16 protein-coding genes are annotated in these 22,399 nt (G+C 67.5%); 7 read left to right on the forward strand and 9 right to left on the reverse strand.

The annotated features are described in order from the left end of the window. Positions 1-42 precede the first annotated feature (42 nt). The 3 genes from IB258_RS07460 to IB258_RS07470 form a co-directional block, all read right to left on the reverse strand. Positions 43-1,071: a DctP family TRAP transporter solute-binding subunit gene (locus IB258_RS07460; RefSeq protein WP_119451268.1), complete on the reverse strand. Its 1,029-nt coding sequence runs from the start codon at positions 1,069-1,071 to the stop codon at positions 43-45. Positions 1,072-1,165: 94 nt separating this feature from the next. After that, positions 1,166-2,464 carry a TRAP transporter large permease gene (locus IB258_RS07465; RefSeq protein WP_054456243.1) on the reverse strand — a complete coding sequence of 433 codons (1,299 nt, stop codon included), beginning with the start codon at positions 2,462-2,464 and terminating at the stop codon, positions 1,166-1,168. After that, positions 2,461-3,009, reverse strand: a complete 549-nt coding sequence (locus tag IB258_RS07470) for a TRAP transporter small permease (protein WP_054456244.1) — start codon at positions 3,007-3,009, stop codon at positions 2,461-2,463. The genes IB258_RS07465 and IB258_RS07470 overlap by 4 nt, the downstream gene beginning before the upstream one ends. Before the next feature lie 357 nt (positions 3,010-3,366). Here IB258_RS07470 and purL point away from each other — a divergent pair, with 357 nt between their 5' ends. Further along, positions 3,367-7,416: a phosphoribosylformylglycinamidine synthase gene (gene purL / locus IB258_RS07475; protein ID WP_192352343.1), complete on the forward strand. Its 4,050-nt coding sequence runs from the start codon at positions 3,367-3,369 to the stop codon at positions 7,414-7,416. Positions 7,417-7,498: 82 nt separating this feature from the next. On the opposite strand, the gene IB258_RS07480 is transcribed toward purL, so the two are convergent. The 3 genes from IB258_RS07480 to IB258_RS07490 form a co-directional block, all read right to left on the reverse strand. Then, positions 7,499-9,895, reverse strand: a complete 2,397-nt coding sequence (locus IB258_RS07480; protein ID WP_175181383.1) for a TonB-dependent siderophore receptor — start codon at positions 9,893-9,895, stop codon at positions 7,499-7,501. A gap of 102 nt (positions 9,896-9,997) precedes the next feature. Next, positions 9,998-10,960 carry a FecR family protein gene (locus tag IB258_RS07485; protein ID WP_192352344.1) on the reverse strand — a complete coding sequence of 321 codons (963 nt, stop codon included), beginning with the start codon at positions 10,958-10,960 and terminating at the stop codon, positions 9,998-10,000. Then, positions 10,957-11,463, reverse strand: a complete 507-nt coding sequence (locus tag IB258_RS07490; protein WP_054456247.1) for a sigma-70 family RNA polymerase sigma factor — start codon at positions 11,461-11,463, stop codon at positions 10,957-10,959. Before IB258_RS07490 ends, IB258_RS07485 begins: the two co-directional genes overlap by 4 nt. A gap of 169 nt (positions 11,464-11,632) precedes the next feature. Between IB258_RS07490 and IB258_RS07495 the strand changes: the two genes are divergently transcribed. From IB258_RS07495 to IB258_RS07515, 5 genes are all read left to right on the forward strand, one after another. Then, entirely contained in the window at positions 11,633-13,258 is a 1,626-nt protein-coding gene (locus IB258_RS07495; protein ID WP_054456248.1) for a methyl-accepting chemotaxis protein, read from the forward strand. A 249-nt stretch (positions 13,259-13,507) separates the two neighbouring features. After that, complete coding sequence (locus IB258_RS07500; RefSeq protein WP_054456249.1) at positions 13,508-14,980, forward strand: M20 family metallopeptidase; 1,473 nt, start codon at positions 13,508-13,510, stop codon at positions 14,978-14,980. A 69-nt stretch (positions 14,981-15,049) separates the two neighbouring features. Beyond that, positions 15,050-15,607: a DUF1415 domain-containing protein gene (locus tag IB258_RS07505; RefSeq protein WP_054456250.1), complete on the forward strand. Its 558-nt coding sequence runs from the start codon at positions 15,050-15,052 to the stop codon at positions 15,605-15,607. A gap of 227 nt (positions 15,608-15,834) precedes the next feature. Continuing rightward, positions 15,835-16,821, forward strand: coding sequence for a tripartite tricarboxylate transporter substrate binding protein (locus tag IB258_RS07510; RefSeq protein WP_054456251.1), 987 nt, complete (start codon positions 15,835-15,837; stop codon positions 16,819-16,821). A 9-nt stretch (positions 16,822-16,830) separates the two neighbouring features. After that, a complete protein-coding gene (locus IB258_RS07515) occupies positions 16,831-18,129 on the forward strand; it encodes an acyl-CoA thioester hydrolase/BAAT C-terminal domain-containing protein (protein WP_192352345.1) in 1,299 nt (432 codons plus the stop codon). A gap of 25 nt (positions 18,130-18,154) precedes the next feature. On the opposite strand, the gene IB258_RS07520 is transcribed toward IB258_RS07515, so the two are convergent. Genes IB258_RS07520 through IB258_RS07530 form a run of 3 tightly spaced genes read right to left on the reverse strand, consistent with a single transcriptional unit; the run spans position 18,155 to position 21,275 of the window. Beyond that, complete coding sequence (locus IB258_RS07520) at positions 18,155-19,126, reverse strand: tripartite tricarboxylate transporter substrate binding protein (protein WP_192352346.1); 972 nt, start codon at positions 19,124-19,126, stop codon at positions 18,155-18,157. A gap of 3 nt (positions 19,127-19,129) precedes the next feature. Continuing rightward, positions 19,130-19,582, reverse strand: a complete 453-nt coding sequence (locus IB258_RS07525; RefSeq protein WP_054456254.1) for a cupin domain-containing protein — start codon at positions 19,580-19,582, stop codon at positions 19,130-19,132. A gap of 10 nt (positions 19,583-19,592) precedes the next feature. Next, positions 19,593-21,275 carry an alkaline phosphatase family protein gene (locus IB258_RS07530; protein ID WP_054456255.1) on the reverse strand — a complete coding sequence of 561 codons (1,683 nt, stop codon included), beginning with the start codon at positions 21,273-21,275 and terminating at the stop codon, positions 19,593-19,595. Between the two features lie 113 nt (positions 21,276-21,388). On the opposite strand from IB258_RS07530, the gene IB258_RS07535 reads away from it, so the two are divergent. Next, a complete protein-coding gene (locus tag IB258_RS07535; RefSeq protein ID WP_192352347.1) occupies positions 21,389-22,294 on the forward strand; it encodes a LysR substrate-binding domain-containing protein in 906 nt (301 codons plus the stop codon). Positions 22,295-22,399: the final 105 nt, after the last annotated feature.

Genomic DNA, 22,399 nt, shown 5'->3' on the forward strand with positions numbered 1-22,399 from the left:
GCGCCGCCGTTCCCCTGGGGCTTGCTGCTTGTTCTGGCGGGCTTACTTCTTGCGGCTGGCGATCGACTTTTCAGCCAGGTTCACCAGGTCTTCGCCGATCTGCTTCTTCCACTTGTCATAGACCGGCTTGGTCACCTTGACGAAGGCCTCGTGGTCCGCCTGCGACAGCGAGGTCACGGTCACGCCGTGGCCGGCGATTTCCTTCAGCAGCGACGGGTCTTCAGGCGTCACGCCCTTGCGCGCGATCACGATCTGCTGCTTGCCGGCGTCCAGCGCGGCCTGGCGCACGATGTCGCGGTCCTTCTCGGACCAGGAATTCCACACCTCGCGGTTGACCACGAAGATCAGCGGGTCGGCCACGTAGTTCCACAGCGTCAGGTACTTCTGGCCGACGGTGTAGAGCTTGGAACCGGTGTAGATCGACAGGGGATTTTCCTGGCCGTCCACTGCGCCGCTGGCCAGCGCCGGCTGGGCATCGGCCCAGCTCATCTGCGTGGGGTTGGCGCCCAGCGCGGTGAAGGTGTCGATGTACAGCGGCGAGCCCACCACGCGCAGCTTCAGGCCCTTCATGTCTTCGGGCTTCTTGATCTCGTGCTTGGAATTGCTGAGCTGGCGATAGCCGTTTTCACCCCAGGCCAGCGGCACCACGCCGGCTTTCTCGATGAGCTTGAACATCTCCTTGCCCACGTCGCCCTGCACCAGCGCATCGATGGCGGCATAGTCGGGCATCAGGAAGGGCAGGGAGAACAGGTTCAACTGCTTGACCTGCGGCGACCAGTTGATGGTGGAGCCCACGGCCATGTCGATCACGCCCTGGCGGATGGCGGTGAACTCGCGCGTCTGGTCGCCCTGGACCAGCGACGTGCCGGGATAGACCTTGATGTTGATGCGGCCCTGGGTGCGCTCGCGCACCAGGTTGGACCAGATCTCGGCGCCCTGGCCCCAGGGGAAGGTGGTGCCGACCACGATGGAGAGCTTGTACTCGGACTTGTAGTTCTGCGCATGCGCGGGCGCCATGCCGACGACGGCAGCCGCGCACAGGGCTGCTCCGATCAGGTTGCGGAATTTCATGTTGCGTCTCCTCTCTTTGCGTGTCTGTTGTTGTAATGAATACCGGTACCGCCGGCCTTGGGGGCGCCCCTTGAGGTCGCCCCGTTCGGCCCTTTCAATAACCCAGCTTCTTGGGCAGCCACAGCGCCAGCTGCGGGAACACCAGCACCGCGACCAGCACCAGGAACATCGCGCCCAGCAGCCACACCACCCAGCGCACCGTGGACTCCATCGGCACGCGCGCGATGCGGCACGACACCATCAGGTTCACGGCCAGCGGCGGGGTGAACTGGCCCAGGGCGACCTTCAAGGTCAGGATCACGCCGAACCACACCGGATCCCAGCCATAGGCGTTGGCGATGGGCATGAGCAGCGGCACGAAGATCAGGAAGATGGAAATGCCGTCCAGGAACATGCCCACCGTCATCAGCAGCAGGATCAGCAGCGCCAGCACGCCCCATTCGCCCAGGCCGGAGTTGACGATGGCGTGGGTGATGGGATCGATCACGCTCAGCGTGGACAGGGCCCAGGCGAAGATGCCGGCCAGCGTCACCACCAGCATGATGACGGCGGAAAGCTCGGCGGCTTCGCGCAGGATGGTGTACAGGTCGCGCAGCTTGATGGTGCGGTGGATGAACATGCCCACGAACAGGCCGTAGAACACTGCGACCACGGCCGCTTCGGTGGGCGTGAACCAGCCCATGCGCATGCCGCCCAGGATCAGGACGGGTGCGGCCAGGCCCCATGAGGCTTCGCGCAGGCTGGCCCAGAAGGGCGGGCGGGGCAAGTGGGCTTCGAGCGCGCCCATCTTGTGCTTGCGCGCCAGCCACACCGCCGGAACGATAAGGGCGATGCCGGCCAGGATGCCGGGGATCATGCCGGCGGCGAACAGCGCCGGCACCGAGGCGCCGGGCACCAGCACCGAGTAGATGATGAAGGCCACCGAGGGCGGGATCAGGATGTCCGTGGCGGCGCCGGCCGCGACCACGGCGGCCGAGAACGAGCCCGGATAGCCGGCGCGCGACATGGCGGTGATCATCACCGCGCCCACCGCTGCGGCACAGGCCGGGCCGGAGCCGGAGATGCCGCCCAGGAACATGGCCACCGCGATCGACACCAGCGGCAGCATGCCCGGGCCGCGGCCGACGATCGCAATGGCGAAATCCACCAGCCGCTTGGCCACGCCGGAGCGGTCGAAGATCGAGCCCACCAGCACGAACATGGGGATGGCCAGCAGCGGATACTTGGCCAGGCCGGCGTAGAAGTTCTGCGGCACGGTCAACAGGCCATACCAGGGCGTGTCGAGGTTGGACAGCACGATGGCCACGGTCCCGCCCAGGCCCAGGGCCACGCCGACCGGCACGCCGATCAGCATCAGGACGATGAAGACAATGAAGAGGATGGCGGCGATCATTGCTGATCCTGCCCGGCGGCGCGTCCGCTCTTGGCGATGCGGCGCAGCGTGCCGATGGTGCGCAGCGAGATCGCCGCGGCCATCACGGGCAGCCAGATCGAATACCACCAGGTAGGCACGCCGATAGCGGGCGAGGTCTCCTCGTAGATATATTCGTCGGCAACCAGCTTCACCGACAGCACGGTCAGCAGCAGGAAGAAGGCCAGCACGCAGCCGTTGGAGATCAGCGCCATGATGCGCTGGCGGCGCGGGGAGCCGGAGTCCGCCAGGATCTCGATACGTATGTGGTGGTTGCGCACGAAGGCGACGCTGCCGCCCGCCATGGTCAGCACGATCAGCAGGAACACCGAGATTTCTTCCGTCCAGGCGAAGGACTGGTCGGTGAAATAGCGCACCAGCACGTTCAGGAAGGTGATGATGGCCAGGGTCGCCAGCAGGATCACGGCCAGCCAGTCCTCGATGGCCAGCGGTACTTTGACTGCGGGATCTGCTTCTGCGGGAATGATCGGTTCGACAGGCTCGGCGGGGGCTTCGGGGCGGGACATGTGAGGCAGCGGCCGGCGCGCGGGTAGGCGCCATGCATTAATGGGGGTCGCTGCATCCTACCGTCGCGCCGTGGGGCCGGAAGTTCGTGTTTTCCCGCGGTGCGGGATGATCGCAACATGTTGCGACGCAATATAAAACCGCAGGCAGGGCGCCGGGCGGTATTGGGAAAGATTCGCAGCGGCGCGGAGTTGGCGCGGATGCTGCTTCGCACCATCCCGGTGCGCGGCCTTCGGAATTCTTTTGTAACAATGGCCGAAACAGGGGCGTTCGGGATCGATTGAACAACGGCTCCGGGAAAACCCCCTAAACAGGTAAAATCTCTTTTTGCTCTCCTCTCTTTATACGGCGCCCGCATCGTGTCCCTAGTTCAGCATCTGCCTGGTTCCTCCGTCCTGTCCTCCTTCCGTCGCGATCGCCTCCTGGCGCAATTGAAGGAAGCCGGCTTGCCGGTGGCCGACATATCCGCCCGCTACGAGCACTTCGTCAGCACCGACGCGGCCCTGACGGCCGAACAGCAGCAACATCTGACCCAATTGCTGGACTACGGCACTCCCGCCACCGGCGACGCGCCGGCCAAGAGCCTGTCCCTGCTGGTGATTCCGCGCCTGGGCACGATTTCGCCCTGGGCCAGCAAGGCCACCGACATCGCCCACAACTGTGGCCTGGCGTCGGTGCACCGCATCGAACGCGGCGTGCGCTACGTGATCACTCCCGAGCGCGGCCTGCTGGGTACCAAGTCCTTCGACGACGCCATGCTGGCGCGCGCGGCCGACTGCCTGCACGACCGCATGACGGAAACCGTGGTGGACGCCGGCTTCGACGGCCAGGCGCTGTTCCAGCCGCTGGCCGGCAAGCCCATGCGCACGGTCGACGTGCAGGCGCGCGGCGCCGAAGCCCTGGCCGAGGCGAACATCTCGCTGGGCCTGGCGCTGTCGGACGACGAAATCGAATACCTGGCCAAGTCCTTCACCGACCTGGGCCGCGATCCGACCGACGTGGAACTGATGATGTTCGCGCAGGCCAACAGCGAACACTGCCGCCACAAGATCTTCAACGCCCAGTGGGTGATCGACGGCCAGGAACAGCCCAACACGCTGTTCGGCATGATCCGCGCCACCCACAAGGCGCAGCCCGAAGGCACCGTGGTCGCCTATTCGGACAACGCCGCCATCATGGAAGGCGGCCCCGCCCAGCGCTTCCAGGCAGGCGTGCCGGGCGTGACCGGCGAGGGCGTCGAAGGCGCCAGGTACATCCGCCGCGACACCACCGTGCACACGCTGATGAAGGTGGAAACCCACAACCACCCGACCGCGATCGCGCCGTTCCCCGGCGCCTCGACGGGCGCGGGCGGCGAGATCCGCGACGAAGGCGCGACCGGCCGCGGCTCCAAGCCCAAGGCCGGCCTGACCGGCTTCACCGTGTCGCACCTGCGCTTTGACGACGCGCTGCAACCCTGGGAAGCCGACCATCATGGCCTGCCCGAGCGCATCGCCTCGCCGCTGTCCATCATGATCGACGGCCCTATCGGCGGCGCGGCGTTCAACAACGAATTCGGCCGTCCCAACCTGCTGGGCTATTTCCGTTCGTTCGAGCAGACCGCCGGCGGCACGCGCTGGGGCTACCACAAGCCCATCATGATCGCGGGCGGCCTGGGCAGCATCGACGCCGGCCTGACGCACAAGGACGTGATTCCTCCGGGCGCGCTGCTGATCCAGCTGGGCGGTCCGGGCTTCCGCATCGGCATGGGCGGCGGCGCCGCCTCCAGCATCAGCATGGGCAGCAACTCGGCCGAGCTGGACTTCGATTCCGTCCAGCGCGGCAACCCTGAACTCGAGCGCCGCGCCCAGGAGGTCATCGACCGCTGCTGGCAGCAGGCCGAGAACAACCCCATCATTGCGATCCACGACGTGGGCGCGGGCGGCCTGTCCAACGCCTTCCCGGAACTCGTCAACGACGCCGGCCGCGGCGCCATCTTCGACCTGAAGCGCGTGCCGCTGGAAGAATCGGGCCTGTCGCCCGCCGAAATCTGGAGCAACGAATCGCAGGAACGCTACGTCCTGTCGATCCTGCCCAAGGACCTGGAACGCTTTGACGCCATCGCCCGCCGCGAACGCTGCCCCTACGCGGTGGTGGGCGTGGCCACCGAGGAGCGCCAACTGCGCGTGGTGGACGGCGAGGGACTGCCTGGCCTGGACTCGATCCGTCCGCAGGGCGAAGCCGAAGTGCGTCCGGTGGACGTGCCGATCGACGTCATCCTGGGCAAGCCGCCGCGCATGACCCGCGACGTCACGCGCCTGCCCGGCGTGTTCGCGCCGCTGGACCTGGCCGGCATCGACCTGACCGAAGCCGCCTACCGCGTGCTGCGCCACCCCACGGTGGCCAACAAATCCTTCCTCATCACCATCGGCGACCGCACCGTGGGCGGGCTGTCCAGCCGCGACCAGATGGTCGGTCCCTGGCAGGTGCCGGTGGCTGATTGCGCCGTGACCCTGGCGGACTATGAAGGCTTCCGCGGCGAAGCCATGTCCATGGGCGAACGCACCCCGATCGCCATGCTGGACGCGCCGGCCTCCGGCCGCATGGCCGTGGCCGAGGCCCTGACCAACCTGGCCGCCGCCGACGTGGCGCGCCTGGAAGACATCAAGCTGTCGGCCAACTGGATGGCCGCCTGCGGCGTTGCCGGCCAGGACGCCGCGCTGTACGACACCGTGTCGGCCGTCAGCGAACTTTGCCAGGCCACCGGCCTGTCGATCCCGGTGGGCAAGGATTCCCTGTCCATGAAGACGTCCTGGGAACAGGACGGCGAACAGCGCCAGGTGGTGGCGCCGGTGTCGCTGATCGTCACGGCATTCGCGCCCGTGGCCGACGTGCGCGCCAGCCTGACCCCGCAGCTGCGCACCGACGCTGGCGACAGCGTGCTGATCCTGATCGACCTGGGCCGCGGCCGCCATCGCATGGGCGGCTCGATCCTGGCGCAGGCCTATAACCAGGTCGGCGAAACCGTGCCGGACATCGACGCGCCGCAAGACCTGCGCGCCTTCTTCGTCACCATCCGCACCCTGGCCGAGGCCGGCACCATCCTGGCCTACCACGACCGTTCCGACGGCGGCCTGTTCGCGACCCTGACCGAAATGGCCTTCGCCGGCCGCACTGGCATCTCGGTCAACCTGGACATGCTGACCTTCGATCCGCAATCGGCGGATTGGGGCGACTACAAGATCCGCCCCGAGCAGGTGGCGGTGCAGCGCGAGGAACTGACGCTCAAGGCGCTGTTCTCCGAAGAAGCGGGCGCCGTCATCCAGGTGCCGGCCGCCCAGCGCGACGCCGTCATGCAGGTGCTGCGCGGCGCGGGCCTGTCGGCGCACTCGCATGTCATCGGCGGCCTGAACGGCGCCGACGAAGTCGAGTTCTACCGCGACGGCAAGAAGGTCTGGGGCCAGCCGCGCGCCGAACTCGGCCGCGCCTGGAGCGAAGTGTCCTACCGCATCATGTCGCGCCGCGACAACCCGGCCTGCGCCCAGGCCGAACTCGACGTCTGGAACGACGCCACGGACCCGGGCATGAGCCCCAACGTGGATTTCGATCCCCAGGAAGACGTGGCTGCGCCCTTCATCAACACCGGCAAGCGTCCGCGCGTGGCGATCCTGCGCGAGCAGGGTTGCAACAGCCAGGTGGAAATGGGCTGGGCCTTCGACACCGCCGGCTTTGAAGCCGTCGACGTGCACATGACCGACCTGTTGTCCGGCCGCGTGGATCTTGCTCAGGTGCAAGGCCTGGTGGCCGTGGGCGGCTTCAGCTACGGCGACGTGCTGGGCGCCGGCGAAGGCTGGGCACGCACCATCCGCTTCAACAGCAAGCTGTCGGACCAGTTCGCCGCCTACTTCGCGCGTCCCGACACCTTCGCGCTGGGCGTTTGCAACGGCTGCCAGATGATGGCTGCGCTGGCGCCGATGATCCCGGGCGCAGAGTTCTGGCCGCGTTTCACGCGCAACCTGTCGGAGAAGTACGAAGCCCGCCTGGCGATGGTCGAAGTGGCCAAGTCGCCGTCGATCTTCTTCGCCGGCATGGAAGGCGCGCGCATTCCGGTGGCCGTGGCGCACGGCGAAGGCTATGCGGACTTCTCGCAGCAGGGCGACGCCAGCCGCCTGCTGGCCGCCGCACGCTACATCGACAACCGCGGCCAGGCCACCGAAGCCTACCCGTTCAACCCGAACGGCAGCCCGGGCGGCCTGACCTCGGTCACCACCGCCGACGGCCGCTTCACGGTCATGATGCCGCACCCGGAACGCGTGACGCGCAACGTCATGATGTCGTGGGCGCCCGAGAAATGGGGCAAGGCGGACAAGGGCGGCGCGTTCAGCCCCTGGATGCGCATCTTCCGCAACGCGCGCGTCTGGCTGAAGTAAGCCGTGCGCTGGCGCCGGGGCTCGTTACCCGGCGCTTGCGCGAAACGCCCCGCTATTCGGCGGGGCGTTTTCATTGTGGCGTTCAGAACTGGTACTTCACCCGGCCGATGACGCTGCGCCGGCTGCCCGGATAGCAATCGCTCAGGTCGGAGCAGGTCGCCAGGTATTCCTTGTCGAACAGGTTGGTGGCGTTGACCGACAGCGTCAGGTGCTTGTCCACCGCATAGGACACGCCCGCGTCCACCAGCGTGCGCCCGGCGATCTTCAGCGTGTTGGCGTTGTCGCCGTAGGTCGAGCCCACGTAGCGCAGGCCGGCGCCCAGGCTCAGCCCGGCCAGGGCGCTGTTGCGCACCGTGTAGTTGAGCCAGCCCGAGGCGCTGTGCTCGGGCACCAGGGCCGGACGGTTGCCTTCGGTGCCGTTGTTGGCGCGGGTGATCCGGGCGCGCACATAGGTATAGGAACCGGTGAAGTCCCAGCCATCGCCCAGGCTGAACTTGCCTTCCAGTTCCACGCCGCGCGATTGCACCTCGCCCGAGGCGACCTGGAAGCCGGGGTTCTGCAGGTCATTGGTCAGCACGTTGCTCTTCTTGATGTCGAAGACCGCCAGCGTGTAGAGCGCATTCGACCCGGGCGGCTGGAACTTGATGCCGCCTTCCCATTGGCGTCCGCGCGAGGGCGCGAACGGAGAACTGCCATTGGCCGGCGCAGAGGTTCCGGTATTGGGCAGGAAGGACTGGGCGAAGCTGACGTAGGGCGCGATGCCGTTGGGCATGACGTAGTTCAGGCCGGCGCGGCCGCTGAAGCGGCTGCCGCTTTGATCGGTGTCGTTGTTCAGGATCCGGTTTTCGGTCTTCTGGCTGTACCAGTCGTAGCGGCCGCCCAGGGTCAGCACCCAGCGTTCATCGAAGCGGACCTGGTCCTGCAGATACAGGCCGGTCTGGTGCGTGCGCTCCAGGTAGTTGGCCAGCGGTATGGTTGGCGTGGGCACGTCCACGCCATAGACCGGGTCAAACGGGTTCAGGCTGGGCGCCGGCCCCATGGTGCGCGACACGTCGGCGCTGCTGCGGTTGAAGTCCAGGCCCAGCAGCAGCGTATGGGCCAGCGGGCCGGTGCGCAGGTCGAACTGAGCCTGGTTGTCCAACGCCAGCGCGGTCATGCTTTCGTCGTAGCGCCGGGCTGTGCGGGCGATGCCGGTGGGCGTCAGGCCGGCCAGGAACATGTTGTCCAGGATCGAATCGACCCGCCCGTAGCGCAGGTTCTGCCGTACCTGCAGCGTGTCGTTGAAGCGGTGCTCGAACAGGTAGCCGATGCTCTTCTGGTCCTGGTCGTAGCGGTTGAAATTGGGATCGCCGTTGCGCAGATTGGTGGGCTTGCCGTTGACCGTGACCGTGCCGATGGTGCCGCCGGAGCGGTCGCGCAGGTACTCCGTCAGCAGCGTGAAGCGGGTCGCGGCGGAAGGGGCCCAGGTCAGCGAAGGCGCCAGGAACAGGCGGTCGTCGGAGATCCGGTCGCCGTTCGGATAGGTGAATTGCGTGTTGGCGTCGCGCGCCACGCCGATGACGCGGTACATCAGCGTGCCGTCTTCGGTCGCCGGGCCGGTCAGGTCGACCGCCGCCTGCTTGCGCTGGAAGCTGCCGTACTCCAGCTCGGCCTCGTAGTGCGGCGTGGCCGAGGGCAGTTTGCTCACGCGGTTGATGACCCCGCCCGCGTCGCCCTGGCCGTACAGCACGGAAGAGGGGCCGCGCAGCACCTCGATGCGATCCAGCGCATAGGGTTCGCTGCGGAACAGGGTGTAGCCGGAGGTCGCCTGGCGCAGGCCGTCCTTATAGTCGCTGGTGGCCTGGGCGTTGAAGCCGCGCAGCATGACCCAATCGAAACCCTTGGGGTCCACGCCGTAGGTTTCCACCGTTACGCCAGGCACGTAGCGCAGCACTTCGGTCACGCTTTGCGCGTTCTGCGCTTCCATCTGCGCGCGCGTTACCACCGAGATCGACTGCGGCACTTCCAGGATGGGCGTGTCGGTCTTGGTGCCGGCCCGGGTTTCCTCGGCCACGTAGCTGTCGGGCGCTACGCTCGAGGCCCGCACGGTGACCGGCTCCAGCGTGGAGACGCCGGCCGCGCCGGGCGGCAGCGGACGCAGCACGTAGCCGCCGCCTTCCAGGCGCGCCGCCAGGCCGCTGCCGGCCAGGATCGCGGCATAGCCCGCGTTCAGGCCATAGGCGCCGCGCAGGCCGGGACTGCGCCGGCCCGCGGTCAGGGCGCCGTCGATGGTGATGGTCACGCCCGCTTGCTGGGAATAGGCGTTAAGCACCTGGTCCAACGGGCCGGCGGGAATGTCGTAGCTTCTGGCGGCCCGCTCCTGGGGCGAGGGGGCGCCCGGTTCCGCGGCCATGGCGGCGGGGGGCGCGGCCAGCGCCAAAGCGGTCAGGGCCAGCGCCAGCGTGCTGCGGGCGGGCTTGGGAGTGGAGCGGGCTTGCATGTAGTGGGTTCCTCGTTGCGGACGTGAATGCTGCGGATATGCAGGTATCCCGAACGAGAAATAAAAAGTGCTACGGTTTTCGCGAAATTTTTTTATGGAGGGCTATCTGGGTTCCACCACCACCCAGTAGCTCGTGTAGCGCGACACGCGCAACGGCAGGGCTCTTGCAAGCGAGGCCAGGATCCGGTCCGTGTCGTCCAGGGCGTACACGCCCGACACGATCAGGTCGGCCACGCGCGGGTCGCAGCGGATCACGCCGCGCCGGTACCGCCCGACCTGGTCCAGGAAATCGGCCAGGCGCAGGCGTTCGGCCACCAGTTGGCCGCGCAGCCAGGCTGGCGCCTGCTGCAAGGCCTCCGGCATCGGCTCGGCCGCCAGCGGCGTGAACGCGGCGGATTGGCCCGCGTCCAGGCGCAGGGGGCGGCCCCGCGAGGGCTGGATCTCCACCGCGCCTTCATAGACGCCGACCCGTATCCGGTCGCGCTGCTGCTCCACCGTGAACCGGGTGCCCAGCGCCTGCACGTCGCCAAAGGCGGTGGCGACGAAAAAGGGTCGGCCCGCGGCGGCCGGGCCGTGGCCGGTTTGCACGTAGATCTCGCCGCGGCGCAGGACCAGCCGGCGTGTGTCGGCGGTGTATTCCATGTCCACGGCGCTGTCGCCGTTGAGTACGAGCCGGGTGCCGTCGGCCAGCGTGATTTCGCGCCGTTCGCCTACGGCGCTGCGGTAGTCGGCGGCGTAGGCCTGCCAAGGCAGGCGTTGGGCCGCCAGGCCCGCGGCGCCGGCGCCCAGCACCGCCCAGCCCATCAAGCGCAGGGCCTTGCGGCGTCCCGCCTGCCGGCCCGAGCGGGCCAGAGCCTGGGCCGATGCCTCGGGCGACACGTCCATCAGCCGCGTATCGATCCGCTGCACTTGCTGCCAGGCGCGCTCATGGTCCGGATGGGCGGCGCGCCAGCGCTGCCAGGCGGCGCGTTCGTCGGCGCTGGCTTCGCCGGACCACAGGATGACCAGCCATTCCAGTCCTTGAGCCAGTATCGGTTCGGGGATGTCCCCGTGCCGGGCGCTCACAGCGCGGCCAGGCAGGCTTGGGCGGCGCGCAGCATGTGCTTGCGCACCAGCGCCACCGACACGCCCAGGCTTTGCGCGATGTCGGAATAGGTCCGGCCCTCGAACCGGGACAGGATGAAGACCTGGCGGGCGCGGGCGGGCAGGGCGTCCAGCGCGGCGTCCACCGCCATCAGCGTTTCCAGCGCCAGCGCGCGCGCCTCGGCCGATGGCATGTGCGCTTCGGGCAAGCTGGCCAGGGCGTCCAGGTAGGCGCTTTCCAGCGCGCGGCGGCGGTACAGGTCCACCACCAGGCCCCGGGCGATCTGGGTCAGAAAGGCGCGCGCCTGGCCGGCTTCGGGCAGCCGGCCCGAGTTCAGCAGTCGTTCGTAGGTGTCGTGCGACAGGTCCGCAGCGTCGTGGGCGCAGCCCAGCCGCCGCCGCAGCCAGCCCGCCAGCCATCCGTGGTGGTCGCGGTAGAGCAGGTTCAAGGCATGGTGCGCCGTGGGCTGGGTGGCCGCCGTCACGATGGGTTCCCGTCAGGTTCAAAACTGCAAATGATAATCGTTGTTAATTGTGTTGGACAAGCGCGGCGCGGAACGAAATGCCTCATGCAATCAAATGAGATGTTTAACTTTTCATTGCAACCTGTCGTAAAGCATAGGTAGCCGCTACACGCAACCCGGAGTGACCCCAATGTTCAAGAATCTCAGTATTCGCGCGGTCTTGACGACCGCTTTAGCCGTTTTCTTCGCGCTTTTCCTGCTAACCGGCATCGCCGTCCACCAGCAGCTGACCTCCAACCGCAATTCCATCGAAGTGCTGCTGGACACCAACCTGGTCCGCGCCAATGCGGTGAACGGCGCTGGCGCCGAACTGTTGCGCGCCCGCCTGGTGCTGCTGGCCGCGCAGACCGCGCTGATGGAAGGCAAAAGCCTGGACAACCTGGCCAGCATGCAGCGCCTGGACGGCTACACCAAGAAGGCCGGCGAGCTGATCGACCTGGCGCGCAAGACACCCGAAACCTCGCCCCAGGGCAAGCCCCTGCTGGACGCGGCGCTGGCGGCCTACGACGTCTATCACCGCGACGCCATCGTGCCCATGATCGCGGCCATCCGTGCCGGCAACGCACAGGATTCCAACCGCCTCAACCTGGAAAAAGTCACGCCGCTGGGCCTGACCTTTACCGCCGCCATCCAGAAGTACGTGGATTACGCCGACGAAGTCGGCCAGCGCGTGGCGCGCGACGCCTCCACTCGCATCAACGGCGCGATCGCCGTCCTGATCGGCCTGCTGGTCGTGGTGGCCGCGCTGGTGGTGGGCCTGTACGCGGTGTTCGGCCGCGCGGTGTTCCGTCCGCTGCATGAAGCCGGACGCCTGTTCGACCGCATCGCCGGCGGCGACCTGACCAACCGCATCGAGCAACGCGGCAACAACGAAATCGGCGTGCTCTACGCCGCCGTCAAGCGCATGCAGGATAGCCTGGCGCGTACCGTGTCGGCCGTGCGGCTGGGCGTGGAAGAGATCCACACCGGCGCGCGCGAGATCGCCGCGGGCAACATCGACCTGTCTTCGCGCACCGAGCAGCAGGCCGCCTCGCTGGAAGAAACCGCCGCCAGCATGGATGAACTGTCTTCCACCGTGCGCAACAACGCGGAAAGCTCCCGCAGCGCCTCGGAACTGGCCGTGGCGGCGTCCGAAGTGGCCACGCGCGGCGGCCAGGCCGTGGGCGACGTGGTCGGCACCATGCGCGGCATTGCCGACAGCTCCAACCGCATCGCCGACATCGTCGGCGTGATCGACGGCATCGCCTTCCAGACCAACATCCTGGCGCTGAACGCCGCAGTGGAAGCGGCGCGCGCCGGCGAGCAGGGCAAGGGCTTCGCCGTCGTGGCCAGCGAAGTGCGCGCCCTGGCGCAGCGCAGCGCCGCCGCCGCCAAGGAAATCAAGGGCCTGATCGACGACTCCGTGCAGAAGGTATCGGTCGGTTCGGACCAGGTGGAAGCCGCCGGCGCCACGATGCAGGAAATCGTGGTCTCGGTGCGTCGCGTGACGGACATCATCAACGAAATTTCCAGCGCATCTGAAGAACAGTCGCAGGGCATTCAGCAGGTCAACCAGGCCGTGTCGCAGATGGACAGCGTGACGCAGCAGAACGCCGCGCTGGTCGAAGAGGCCGCGGCGTCCGCAGCCTCGCTGGAAACCCAGGCGCAGCGCCTGCGCGAAGCCGTGGCCGTGTTCAAGCTGCAGACCGGCCGCGTGATCGACGCCGACGCGCCGGCCGTGGGCCGCAACGGCGAACCGGCTTTGCTCGGCGCCTGATTGCGTCGCTGACCTTGGCCCATAAGGCGGCCGGCCCGGAGGGCTGGCCGTGAACCGAACCAAAGCCCCCTGCGTGTTTGCGCCTTGGGGGCTTTGTTCATGGGCCAGATCTGCGGCCCACAGGGCGGCACCACATGGTGGCACCATTTCCCGGCGCCGACAACAACCAGGGACAAAAGATGCCAGCCGCGCCACACAGGCATAAAATAGCGGATTGCCTACCCCCTCCCGCACACAGGATCCCGCGCCATGAACGCACGCATCCCCGAAGACGCTCTTCCTCCCACCCTGGACCCGAAGGCCCTGCAGGCTTTCGTCGACGAGAAATGGGACAACGAGATCATCCCGGCGCTGACCGACTACATCGCCATCCCGGCCAAGAGCCCGGCGTTCGACGCGGACTGGGAAAAGAACGCTTTCATCGAGCGCGTGGTGCGCGACGCCGCGCAGTGGGTCGAGGCGCAGAAGGTCTCCGGCCTGAAGCTGGAAGTGGTGCGCCTGCCGGGCCGCACGCCCGTCATCTTCTTTGACGCGCCCGCCACCCGCAGCGACAACGGCGACACCGTGCTGCTGTACGGTCACCTGGACAAGCAGCCCGAATTCTCCGGCTGGCGCGCAGGCCTCGGCCCCTGGACCCCCAAGCTCGAAGACGGCAAGCTCTACGGCCGCGGGGGCGCCGATGACGGCTATGCCGTGTACGCCTCGCTGACCGCCATCATGGCGCTGGACAAGCAGGGCATTCCGCGTCCGCGCTGCGTGGGCATCGTCGAAACCTGTGAAGAATCCGGCAGCTACGACCTGCTGCCCTATGTGGACGCGCTGCGCGACCGTCTGGGCAACGTGGCCCTGGTGGTGTGCCTGGACTCCGGCGCCGGCAACTACGACCAGCTCTGGATGACGACCTCGCTGCGCGGCATGGTGTCGGGCACGCTGGAAGTCCAGGTGCTGGACGAAGGCGTGCACTCGGGCGACTCCAGCGGCGTGGTGCCGTCCTCGTTCCGCATCCTGCGCCATCTGCTGGACCGCCTGGAAGACAGCAGCACCGGCCGCCTGCTGCCGCAGAGCCTGCATTGCGAGATCCCCGCCGAACGCGTGGAACAAGTGCACGCCACCGCGCGCATCCTGGGCGACGAAGTCTGGCGCCGTTTCCCCTGGAGCTGCGGCGCCGACGGCGGCTTTGTGCTGCCCATGACGACCGAACCCGAACAGGCGCTGCTGAACCGCACCTGGCGTCCGACGCTGTCGGTGACCGGCGCCGAAGGCCTGCCGCCGCTGTCCAGCGCCGGCAACGTGCTGCGCCCGCGCACTGCATTCAAGCTGTCGCTGCGCCTGCCGCCGCTGATCGACGCCGTGGCCGCCTCGCAAGAGATCAAGGCCCTGCTGGAAGCCGACGCGCCCTATAACGCCAAGGTGATCTTCAAGGCCAACGAAGGCGCCGCCACCGGCTGGAACGCCCCGGCCTCGGCGCCCTGGCTGACCCAGGCGCTGGATGCGGCTTCGCAGCAATACTACGGCGCGTCCTGCGGCTACATTGGCCAGGGCGGCACCATTCCGCTGATGAGCATCCTGCAGAAGGGCTTTCCCAAGGCCCAGTTCATGGTCTGCGGCGTGTTGGGCCCCAAGTCCAACGCCCACGGCCCCAATGAATTCCTGCACGTGCCCTACGGCAAGAAACTGACCGCAGCCGTGGCCCAGACCATGGCCGCCATGCCCACCGCGTAAGCGGCGGCGACGCTCTTCAAAGCGCGGGCCGCAACGCCCGCGCTTTTCTTTTTTCCAGGACGGACACCCATGATTTCCACTTCCGACGCCTACGCCAACGTGGTCGCTGAGACCAAGCACTGGCTGAACCAGGCCGTGATCGGCCTGAACCTCTGTCCCTTCGCCAAGGCGGTGCAGGTCAAGGACCAGATCCGCTTTGCCGTCAGCGATGCCACCGACGCCGAAGGCGTTCTGACCGACCTGCAGGACGAACTGGCGCTGCTGGCCGAAGCCGATCCGGAAAAGATCGACACCACGCTGCTGATCATTCCCGACGCGCTGGACGATTTCATTGATTTCAATGACTTCGAAGACCTGTCCGACCGTCTGCTCAAGCGCATGCGTCTGGTGGGCGAGCTGCAGGTGGCCACCTTCCATCCGCAGTTCCAGTTCGCCGACACGCAGCCGGACGACATCGAGAACTACACCAACCGGTCGCCGTACCCGATCCTGCACCTGTTGCGCGAAGACAGCATCGACCGCGCGGTGGAGTCCTTCCCGGACGCCGCCGAAATCTACGAGAAGAACATCGATACGATGAAGCGGCTGGGGCTGGAAGGTTGGAAGAAGCTGATGACCAAGGCCTAGCGCCCTCAGATCGCATACCAAATACCGCTGTTCGGAATAAAGCGCTCGCTTGCTCCACGGAGAGCCTCGGGATATCCCTAGATAGCCCGTCCGCGGTATTGCATACAACATACTGACGCCGTGACAGCTCGCCGTAAGGTGAGCGGCCCGCGCGTCCTTTCCCTTCGATTGCTTTGCCCCGCGGCCTCTCCCGGGCGCGGGGGCGTTGTCCTTGCCTGGAGAGTTGTATGCGATTTACCCGCCGCCATGCCCTGGGCGCGCTCGCCGCGTTGCCCCTGATCTCGCGCCCCGCCTGGGCCCAGAATACCTTTCCGACCCGTCCCGTGCGCCTGCTGGTGGGCTTTGCCCCTGGCGGGCTGACCGATATCGCGGCGCGCGCCCTGGCCGAGCGCATGGGCAAGACCTTGAAACAGAGCGTAGTGGTGGAAAACCGTCCCGGCGGCCAGGCCATCATCGCCACGGTGGCGGTGGCGCGCGCCGAGCCCGATGGCTACACGCTGGGTTTCGCCGGCACCAACGGCATGATCCTGAATCCCTTGCTCTACAACAACCTGCCTTACCAGCAATCGGATTTCAAGCAGCTGGGCTCCATGGGCAAGTCGCCGATGCTGCTGATCGTGCATCCCGACCTGGGCGTGAAGAACGTGCAGGAATTCATTGCGCTGGCCAAGAAGAAGCCCGGCGACATCACTTGCGCGCATGCGGGCCGGGGCGTGATCAACCACCTGGCGCTGCTGCATTTCCAGTCCAAGACCGGCACGCAGTTCCAGGACGTGCCCTACAAGGGCAGCGGCCCCGCGCTGCTGGACCTGATGGCAGGCACGGTGCAGAGCACCTTCGACTTCCCGACCTCGGCGCTGCCCAACATCAAGTCTGGCAAGCTGCAGGTGCTGGCGGTCACCTCCGACAAGCGCCTGTCCAGCTTGCCCGACGTTCCCACCATGAAGGAAGCGGGCGTGGACGGCTTCGAGCTCTATACCCGCATGATGATCTCGGGTCCGGCCGCCATGCCGGCGCCCGTGGTCGCGGCGCTGGAGAACGCCGTGCGCGAAGGCACGCGCGATCCCAGCCTGGTGCAGCAGTTCGCGGACCAGGGCGTGACCGTGGAGTTCACCTCGTCGGCCGACCTGGACAAGGTCATCGCCGATGAATCCGCCATGTGGGCCCAGGTCATCAAGGCCAACGGCGTGCCCAAGACCGACCTGAAGAGCTAAGGAGCCACCGTGGCAGAACAACCCAGCATCACCGTCACCCCGGAACGCGCCCTGATCGACGTGACGCGCGAGATCCGCGTGAGCGGCTTTCCGGCCTACGCCTTCATCACGGTCACGGCCAGCATGACGATGTGCGGCGCGCCATGGCGCTCGCAAGCGGTATTCGTGGCGGGCCATGACGGCAGCCTGGACCTGTCCCGCGATTGCCCCGTGTCAGGCAGCTATGCCGAACCCTCGGCCATGGGCATCGTCTGGTCCATGGCCTGCGAGGACGTCGCCAGCGTGGTGTTCCCGCCGGACCGGACCGAGCCGCTCGCCATCCGCATCGAAGCCAGCGACGGACGCCAGTCCGCCGCGGCGACCCTGGTGCAGGAATTCCAGGCCGAAGGCGTCACGCACCGCAGCGTGCGCGAGCAAGTCGGCGGCATGACGCTGTCGGGCGAGCTTTACACCCCCGCCGGACCGGGCCCGCATCCGCTGGTGATCTACATGAACGGCTCGTCCGGCGGCGTCAACGCGCCGCGCGCGGCGCTGTTCGCGTCCCGCGGCTACCAGTGCCTGGCGCTGGCCATCTTCAACTACGAAGGCCGCCCCAAGTATCTGAACGACATGCCGCTGGAGTATTTCGAGCATGCGCTGCGCTGGGCACGCGCGGAGCTCAAGCCGCGCGACGGCTTCGTGGCCCTGTCCGGCATCAGCCGCGGCGGCGAGACCTCGCTGCTGGTGGCCTCGCATTACCCGGACCTGGTAAGCGCAGTGGTGGCCTATGTGCCTTCGCCCGTGATGCATGGCGTGGTCAGCGCTGGCGCGCCCGGCACCGGCCGCGACGCGCAGGTCTGGACCAAGGGCGGCGAGCCGCTGCCGCACCTGTGGCAGGACAACGCCAGCGCCAACTGGGACGCCGCCTACGCGTCCCAGCCGCCGTACCGCCAGACGCACGCCTTTCTCAGCGCCACGCGCGACAGCGCGGCGTTCGAGCGCGCCCGCATTCCGGTCGAGAACTATCCTGGTCCGGTGCTGCTGGTCAGCGCGTCGGACGACGGCTTCTGGCCCAGCACCGCGTACTCTGAAATCGTCATGCGGCGGCGCCAGGAACATGGCTTGCCCACCTTCCACCATGTCTGCATGGGCGCCGGCCATCACGTGCACTATCCCTGCCTGCCCGCGACCCTGATCAGCAAGCCGCACGCCATGTCCGGCCTGCTGCTGGACGCGGGCGGCACGCCCAGCGCCAACGCGGCGGGCAACGAAGGCTCCTATCTGGCGGTGCTGGAGTTCCTGGGCAGGGTGGGGGGCGTGGCGAAGTAGGCGGCCGGGCTTGGCCGCCCGCCCGTCATCCGTTGCGCAGCTTCTGTTCCGACACGAACGCCGACCAGCGTTGCAGCTCGCCGCGTATCAGCCCGGCGAACTCGGCCGGCGTGTTGGCCTGGGCGGCTTCCATGCCCAGGCCGGCTAGTTTGTCACGCACCTCGGCGTCGGCCAGGATGGTCTGTATGGCGCCGTTCCATTTGGCGATCAGGTCCGGCGGCGTACCTGCGGGCGCGACGATTCCCTCCCATTCTTTCAGGTTGAACGCAGGCACGCCGGCCTCGGCCAGCGTGGGCACGCCGGGCAAGGCGGCCATGCCGCCATCACGCGTGACGGCGAGCGCGCGCAGCTTGCCGGACTGCGCCAGCGGCACGGCGACGGAAGCAGTGGCGAACATGGTCTGCACGTAGCCGCCCATCAGCGCCTGCGCCGCTTCCGCAGGACCCTTGAACGGCACGTGCAGCATGTCTATGCCGGCCGCCTGGCAGAAGGCCGCGCCCAGCAGATGGGCGGGCGAGCCGTTGCCGCCGGAACCGTAGCTGAGCTTGCCGGGCTGGCGCTTCGCCTGTTCGACCAGGCCGTGGACGTCGGCGTATTCGCTGCCTGGCGCCACCAGCAGGGCGTTATACAGCCAGACCAGGTTCGCGATCGGCGCGAAGTCGCCATCCGTGCGGTACGACACCTTGCCGAACAGCGCCGGCAGCACGGTATGCGTCAGGAACATGATGCCCACGGTGTAGCCGTCGGGGGCGCTGCGGGCGACGGCGTCCAGCCCTATCATGCCGGTCGCGCCGGGCCGGTTCTCCACCACCACCGGCTGCCCCCAAAGGCGCTGCAGCCTTTCGCCGATCACGCGCGCCAGCACGTCGGGCGGGCTGGCCGCCGGCAGCGGCACGATGATGCGTACGGGCTTGTCCGGGTACGCGGCGCGGGCGGCCCAGGGCAGGGTACAGGCCAGGGCGCCGGACAGGCCCTTCAGTAGCGTGCGGCGGCGCATGGTTCAGGCCGCTGACGAGACAGGCGGCATGAAGATCACGTCGTACTCCGGCGCCACCGCAACGACCTCCGCCGGACTCGACATGTTGTGGATGCGCCGGTAAAGCTCCAGCAGCTTGCCCGCGGGCGCGGCCCAGAACAGCGCGGTGGCGGCGACGCCGGAATTGTTGAAGAAGGCATGCGGCACGCCACGAGGCATGCGCACGAGGTCGCCGGGGCCGGCCGAGGTCTTCTTGCCGTCCAGCAGCAGGTCGATGCGGCCGTCCAGCACGAAGATGTACTCGTCCTGGTTGGGGTGCACGTGCGGCGGCACGAAGCTCTCTTCCGGAAACGTGGCGTGCCAGGAAATGCTGTCCAGGCTGACCTGCTTGGGCACGTACACCTGGCCCAGGATGTTCCAGGAGACGCCGTCCAGGCCGGCCTGGGCGCGGGTGATGTCGGGGGTTTCGAGAATCATGCTGCACTCCTCAGGATTGCGACAGCCGATCCAGCGTCGGCTTCACGAGCGGGTTGGATGATGCGAAACGGGGCTTGAACGTCTGCCTGGCGCGGGCCAGGTCGGCTTCGTCCCAATAGCCGATCAGGATGCCGCCCTCGGAAATGCGCGGCTGGACTTCGATCGATTCGATGGTGCCGTCGGCCACCGTGGCGCGTTGGCGCGGCTGGCGCGCCCAGCGGAACAGCAATTCCTCCATGCGCTTGCGCACCGCCTCATGCGCGGGCGAGGCGCCCAGGTCGACGAATTCGTTCGGGTCTTCCTGCAGGTCGTACAGCATCGGCCGGTAGCCTTCGGCCAGCACGTACTTCCAGCGTTCATCGCGCACCATGCGCAGCCAGGCCTGGCGCGCGGGCGTACCCAGCGCGATGCGCGAATCCTGGAAGGCATAGTCGTACTCGCAGATGACGTGGTCGCGCCAATCCGGCGGCGTCTGGCCGAACAGCAGGGGCCGCAGCGAACGCCCGTCCATGATGTGCGGCACCGGCACGCCGCCACAGGCCTCCAGGAAGGTCGGCGCCAGGTCTATTGCTTCGACCATGGCCGCGCAGCGCGTGCCGCGGGCGGCGTCGGCGCGCGGATCCGGGTCGTAGACGATCAGCGGCGCGCGGATGACGGGTTCATGGAACAGGTCCTTTTCCCCCATCCAGTGGTCGCCCAGATAGTCGCCGTGATCGGACGTGAATACGATCATGGTGTTGTCGAACAGTCCGCGCGCCTCCATGAAGCGGAACAGCGCGCCGAGCTGGTCGTCGATCTGCTTGATCAATCCCATGTAGCCCGGCATGACGGCTTCGCGCACGCCGGGCTCGGAAAAGGTCGCCGACACGCGATGCTGCATCATCGCGGCGTACACCGGATGCGGGTCGGCGCGTTCGGCCTCCGATCGCACCACAGGCAGCGCGTCCTGCGCGTTGTACATGCCGGCGTAGGGCGCAGGCGCCAGATAGGGCCAGTGCGGCTTGATGTAGGACAGGTGCAGGCACCAGGGCTGCTCGCCCGCCTCGCTGATGAAGTCCATCGCGCGGCGCGTGATGTACGGCGTCTCCGAATGCTCGTCGGGCACGCGCGCGGGCAGGTTGGAGTACTTCAGGAACCAGCCCGAGCGCACCGTGCCGTCCGCGTCCACGGCGGAATTGGCCCAGCTTTCCCAGGGATTGTCGCCGCCGTAGCCCTGCGCGCGCAGATAGTCGTTGTAGCGCGGGTCCGGGTCGTGGCCAGAATACGGATGGATGCCATCGTCGCGCTCGTAGGCGTCGAAGCCGCATTCGGCAATGCGGCGGCCGATGACGGAGGCCGGGTCTATACCCAGCCGTGACATGCCGGCCATGTCGGCGCGCATGTGGGTCTTGCCCACCAGCACGGAACGCACGCCCAGCGGCCGCAGATGGTCGCCGATGGTCATCTCGCCGGCCTTCAGCGGCACGAAGTTCCAGCTGGCCCCGTGCGCATGCACGTAGCGTCCGGTGTAGTAGCTCATGCGGGACGGGCCGCAAACGGGCGACTGCACGAAGGCGCGGTCAAAGATCACGCCGCGCGCGGCCAGCGCGTCCAGATTCGGGGTCTTCAGCCTGGGGTGGCCGAAACAGGAAAGATGGTCGTAGCGCAGCTGGTCGCACATGATGAAGAGAATGTTCTTCACGCCTCGGGTCATGCTAGGCTCCTGTCTCCGATTGGGGCATGCAGGAATTCTATCGACGGCCTGCGCGCGCATCCCTTGAATTGTTTTGATGTCGATTACCCCAGGTAATCGGCCGGAGAGGCGGCTTGCGACTCCAGCATCTGAACCTGTTGCTCACCCTGGCCCGGACTGGCAGCATGCGCGCCGCCGCGCAGGTCCTGAACGTGTCGCAGCCGGCGCTGACCAAGTCGCTGCGCCAGCTGGAGGAAGAGGTCGGCGCCGAACTCGTGGTGCGCACGCCCAAGGGCGTGCGGCTGGCGCAGGCCGGCGAGATCCTCGCGGCGCGCGCCGCGGTCGTCATGCGAGAAATCGAGAAGGCTCATGAAGACTTGGCTTGGCACCTGCGCGGCGCCGAAGCCCAGGTGACCCTGGGCGTATCGCCCGCCGCCGCCATCCTGCTGGCGCCGGGCGCGGTGGCGCGCTACGGCGCGCGCTGGCCGCAGGTGCGGCTGCGGGTGCGCGACACGCTGTATCCGCAGGCGCTGGAGCGCATCCGTTCGGGCGAACTGGACATGGCGCTGGGGCCGCTGCCCGAAGCGGGCGGGGGAGGCGACCTGGCCGTGCAGCCGCTGTTCGAAAGCCAGTCGGTCATCGTTGCGCGGGCGTCGCATCCGCTGGCCGGCGCCCGGCGCCTGAGCGAACTGGCCGGAGCCGCCTGGGTGCTGACCGGGCCGGCGCAGGGGCCCGGCGATCCCAGGGCGCTGTACAGCGACGAAACGCAGGCACGCGCGCTGCACCTGCAGCTGGAATGCGAGTCCTTTTCCACGCTGCTGGCGCTGATGCCGCAGCTGGACCTGATCGGCATCATGCCGCAAGGGTTCCTGGACCGTTACGGGCCGGCGTTAGGGCTGGTGCGGCTGGACATCATCGATCCCTTGCCCAAGACCGTCATCTACGTGACGCACCGCGCCGATGCGCCGCTGACGGTGCCGGCGCGCCGCCTGCTGGACGCGCTGCTGGGCGAGGCCGCGCAGCTGGCCGGTCACCCCTGAGTCGCCAGGGATCGGTCCAAAAGGTTGAGGTCCGTCCGCGGCGTCATGCCAGCGGCGTAAGCCTCAATATCTTTGACGGTAAGTGATGCCCGGCCTTATTTTTTT

Source organism: Achromobacter sp. ACM02 (genome assembly GCF_014851605.1).
Taxonomy (GTDB): Bacteria; Pseudomonadota; Gammaproteobacteria; order Burkholderiales; family Burkholderiaceae_B; genus Achromobacter; species Achromobacter aegrifaciens.

What these genes read in the sequence shown, in the direction of transcription:
- IB258_RS07460 (WP_119451268.1), bottom strand. Translation starts at nt 1,071, where the DNA reads ATGAAATTCCGCAACCTGATCGGAGCAGCCCTGTGCGCGGCTGCCGTC.
- IB258_RS07465 (WP_054456243.1), bottom strand. Translation starts at nt 2,464, where the DNA reads ATGATCGCCGCCATCCTCTTCATTGTCTTCATCGTCCTGATGCTGATC.
- IB258_RS07470 (WP_054456244.1), bottom strand. Translation starts at nt 3,009, where the DNA reads ATGTCCCGCCCCGAAGCCCCCGCCGAGCCTGTCGAACCGATCATTCCC.
- IB258_RS07480 (WP_175181383.1), bottom strand. Translation starts at nt 9,895, where the DNA reads ATGCAAGCCCGCTCCACTCCCAAGCCCGCCCGCAGCACGCTGGCGCTG.
- IB258_RS07495 (WP_054456248.1), top strand. Translation starts at nt 11,633, where the DNA reads ATGTTCAAGAATCTCAGTATTCGCGCGGTCTTGACGACCGCTTTAGCC.
- IB258_RS07500 (WP_054456249.1), top strand. Translation starts at nt 13,508, where the DNA reads ATGAACGCACGCATCCCCGAAGACGCTCTTCCTCCCACCCTGGACCCG.
- IB258_RS07505 (WP_054456250.1), top strand. Translation starts at nt 15,050, where the DNA reads ATGATTTCCACTTCCGACGCCTACGCCAACGTGGTCGCTGAGACCAAG.
- IB258_RS07510 (WP_054456251.1), top strand. Translation starts at nt 15,835, where the DNA reads ATGCGATTTACCCGCCGCCATGCCCTGGGCGCGCTCGCCGCGTTGCCC.
- IB258_RS07520 (WP_192352346.1), bottom strand. Translation starts at nt 19,126, where the DNA reads ATGCGCCGCCGCACGCTACTGAAGGGCCTGTCCGGCGCCCTGGCCTGT.
- IB258_RS07525 (WP_054456254.1), bottom strand. Translation starts at nt 19,582, where the DNA reads ATGATTCTCGAAACCCCCGACATCACCCGCGCCCAGGCCGGCCTGGAC.
- IB258_RS07530 (WP_054456255.1), bottom strand. Translation starts at nt 21,275, where the DNA reads ATGACCCGAGGCGTGAAGAACATTCTCTTCATCATGTGCGACCAGCTG.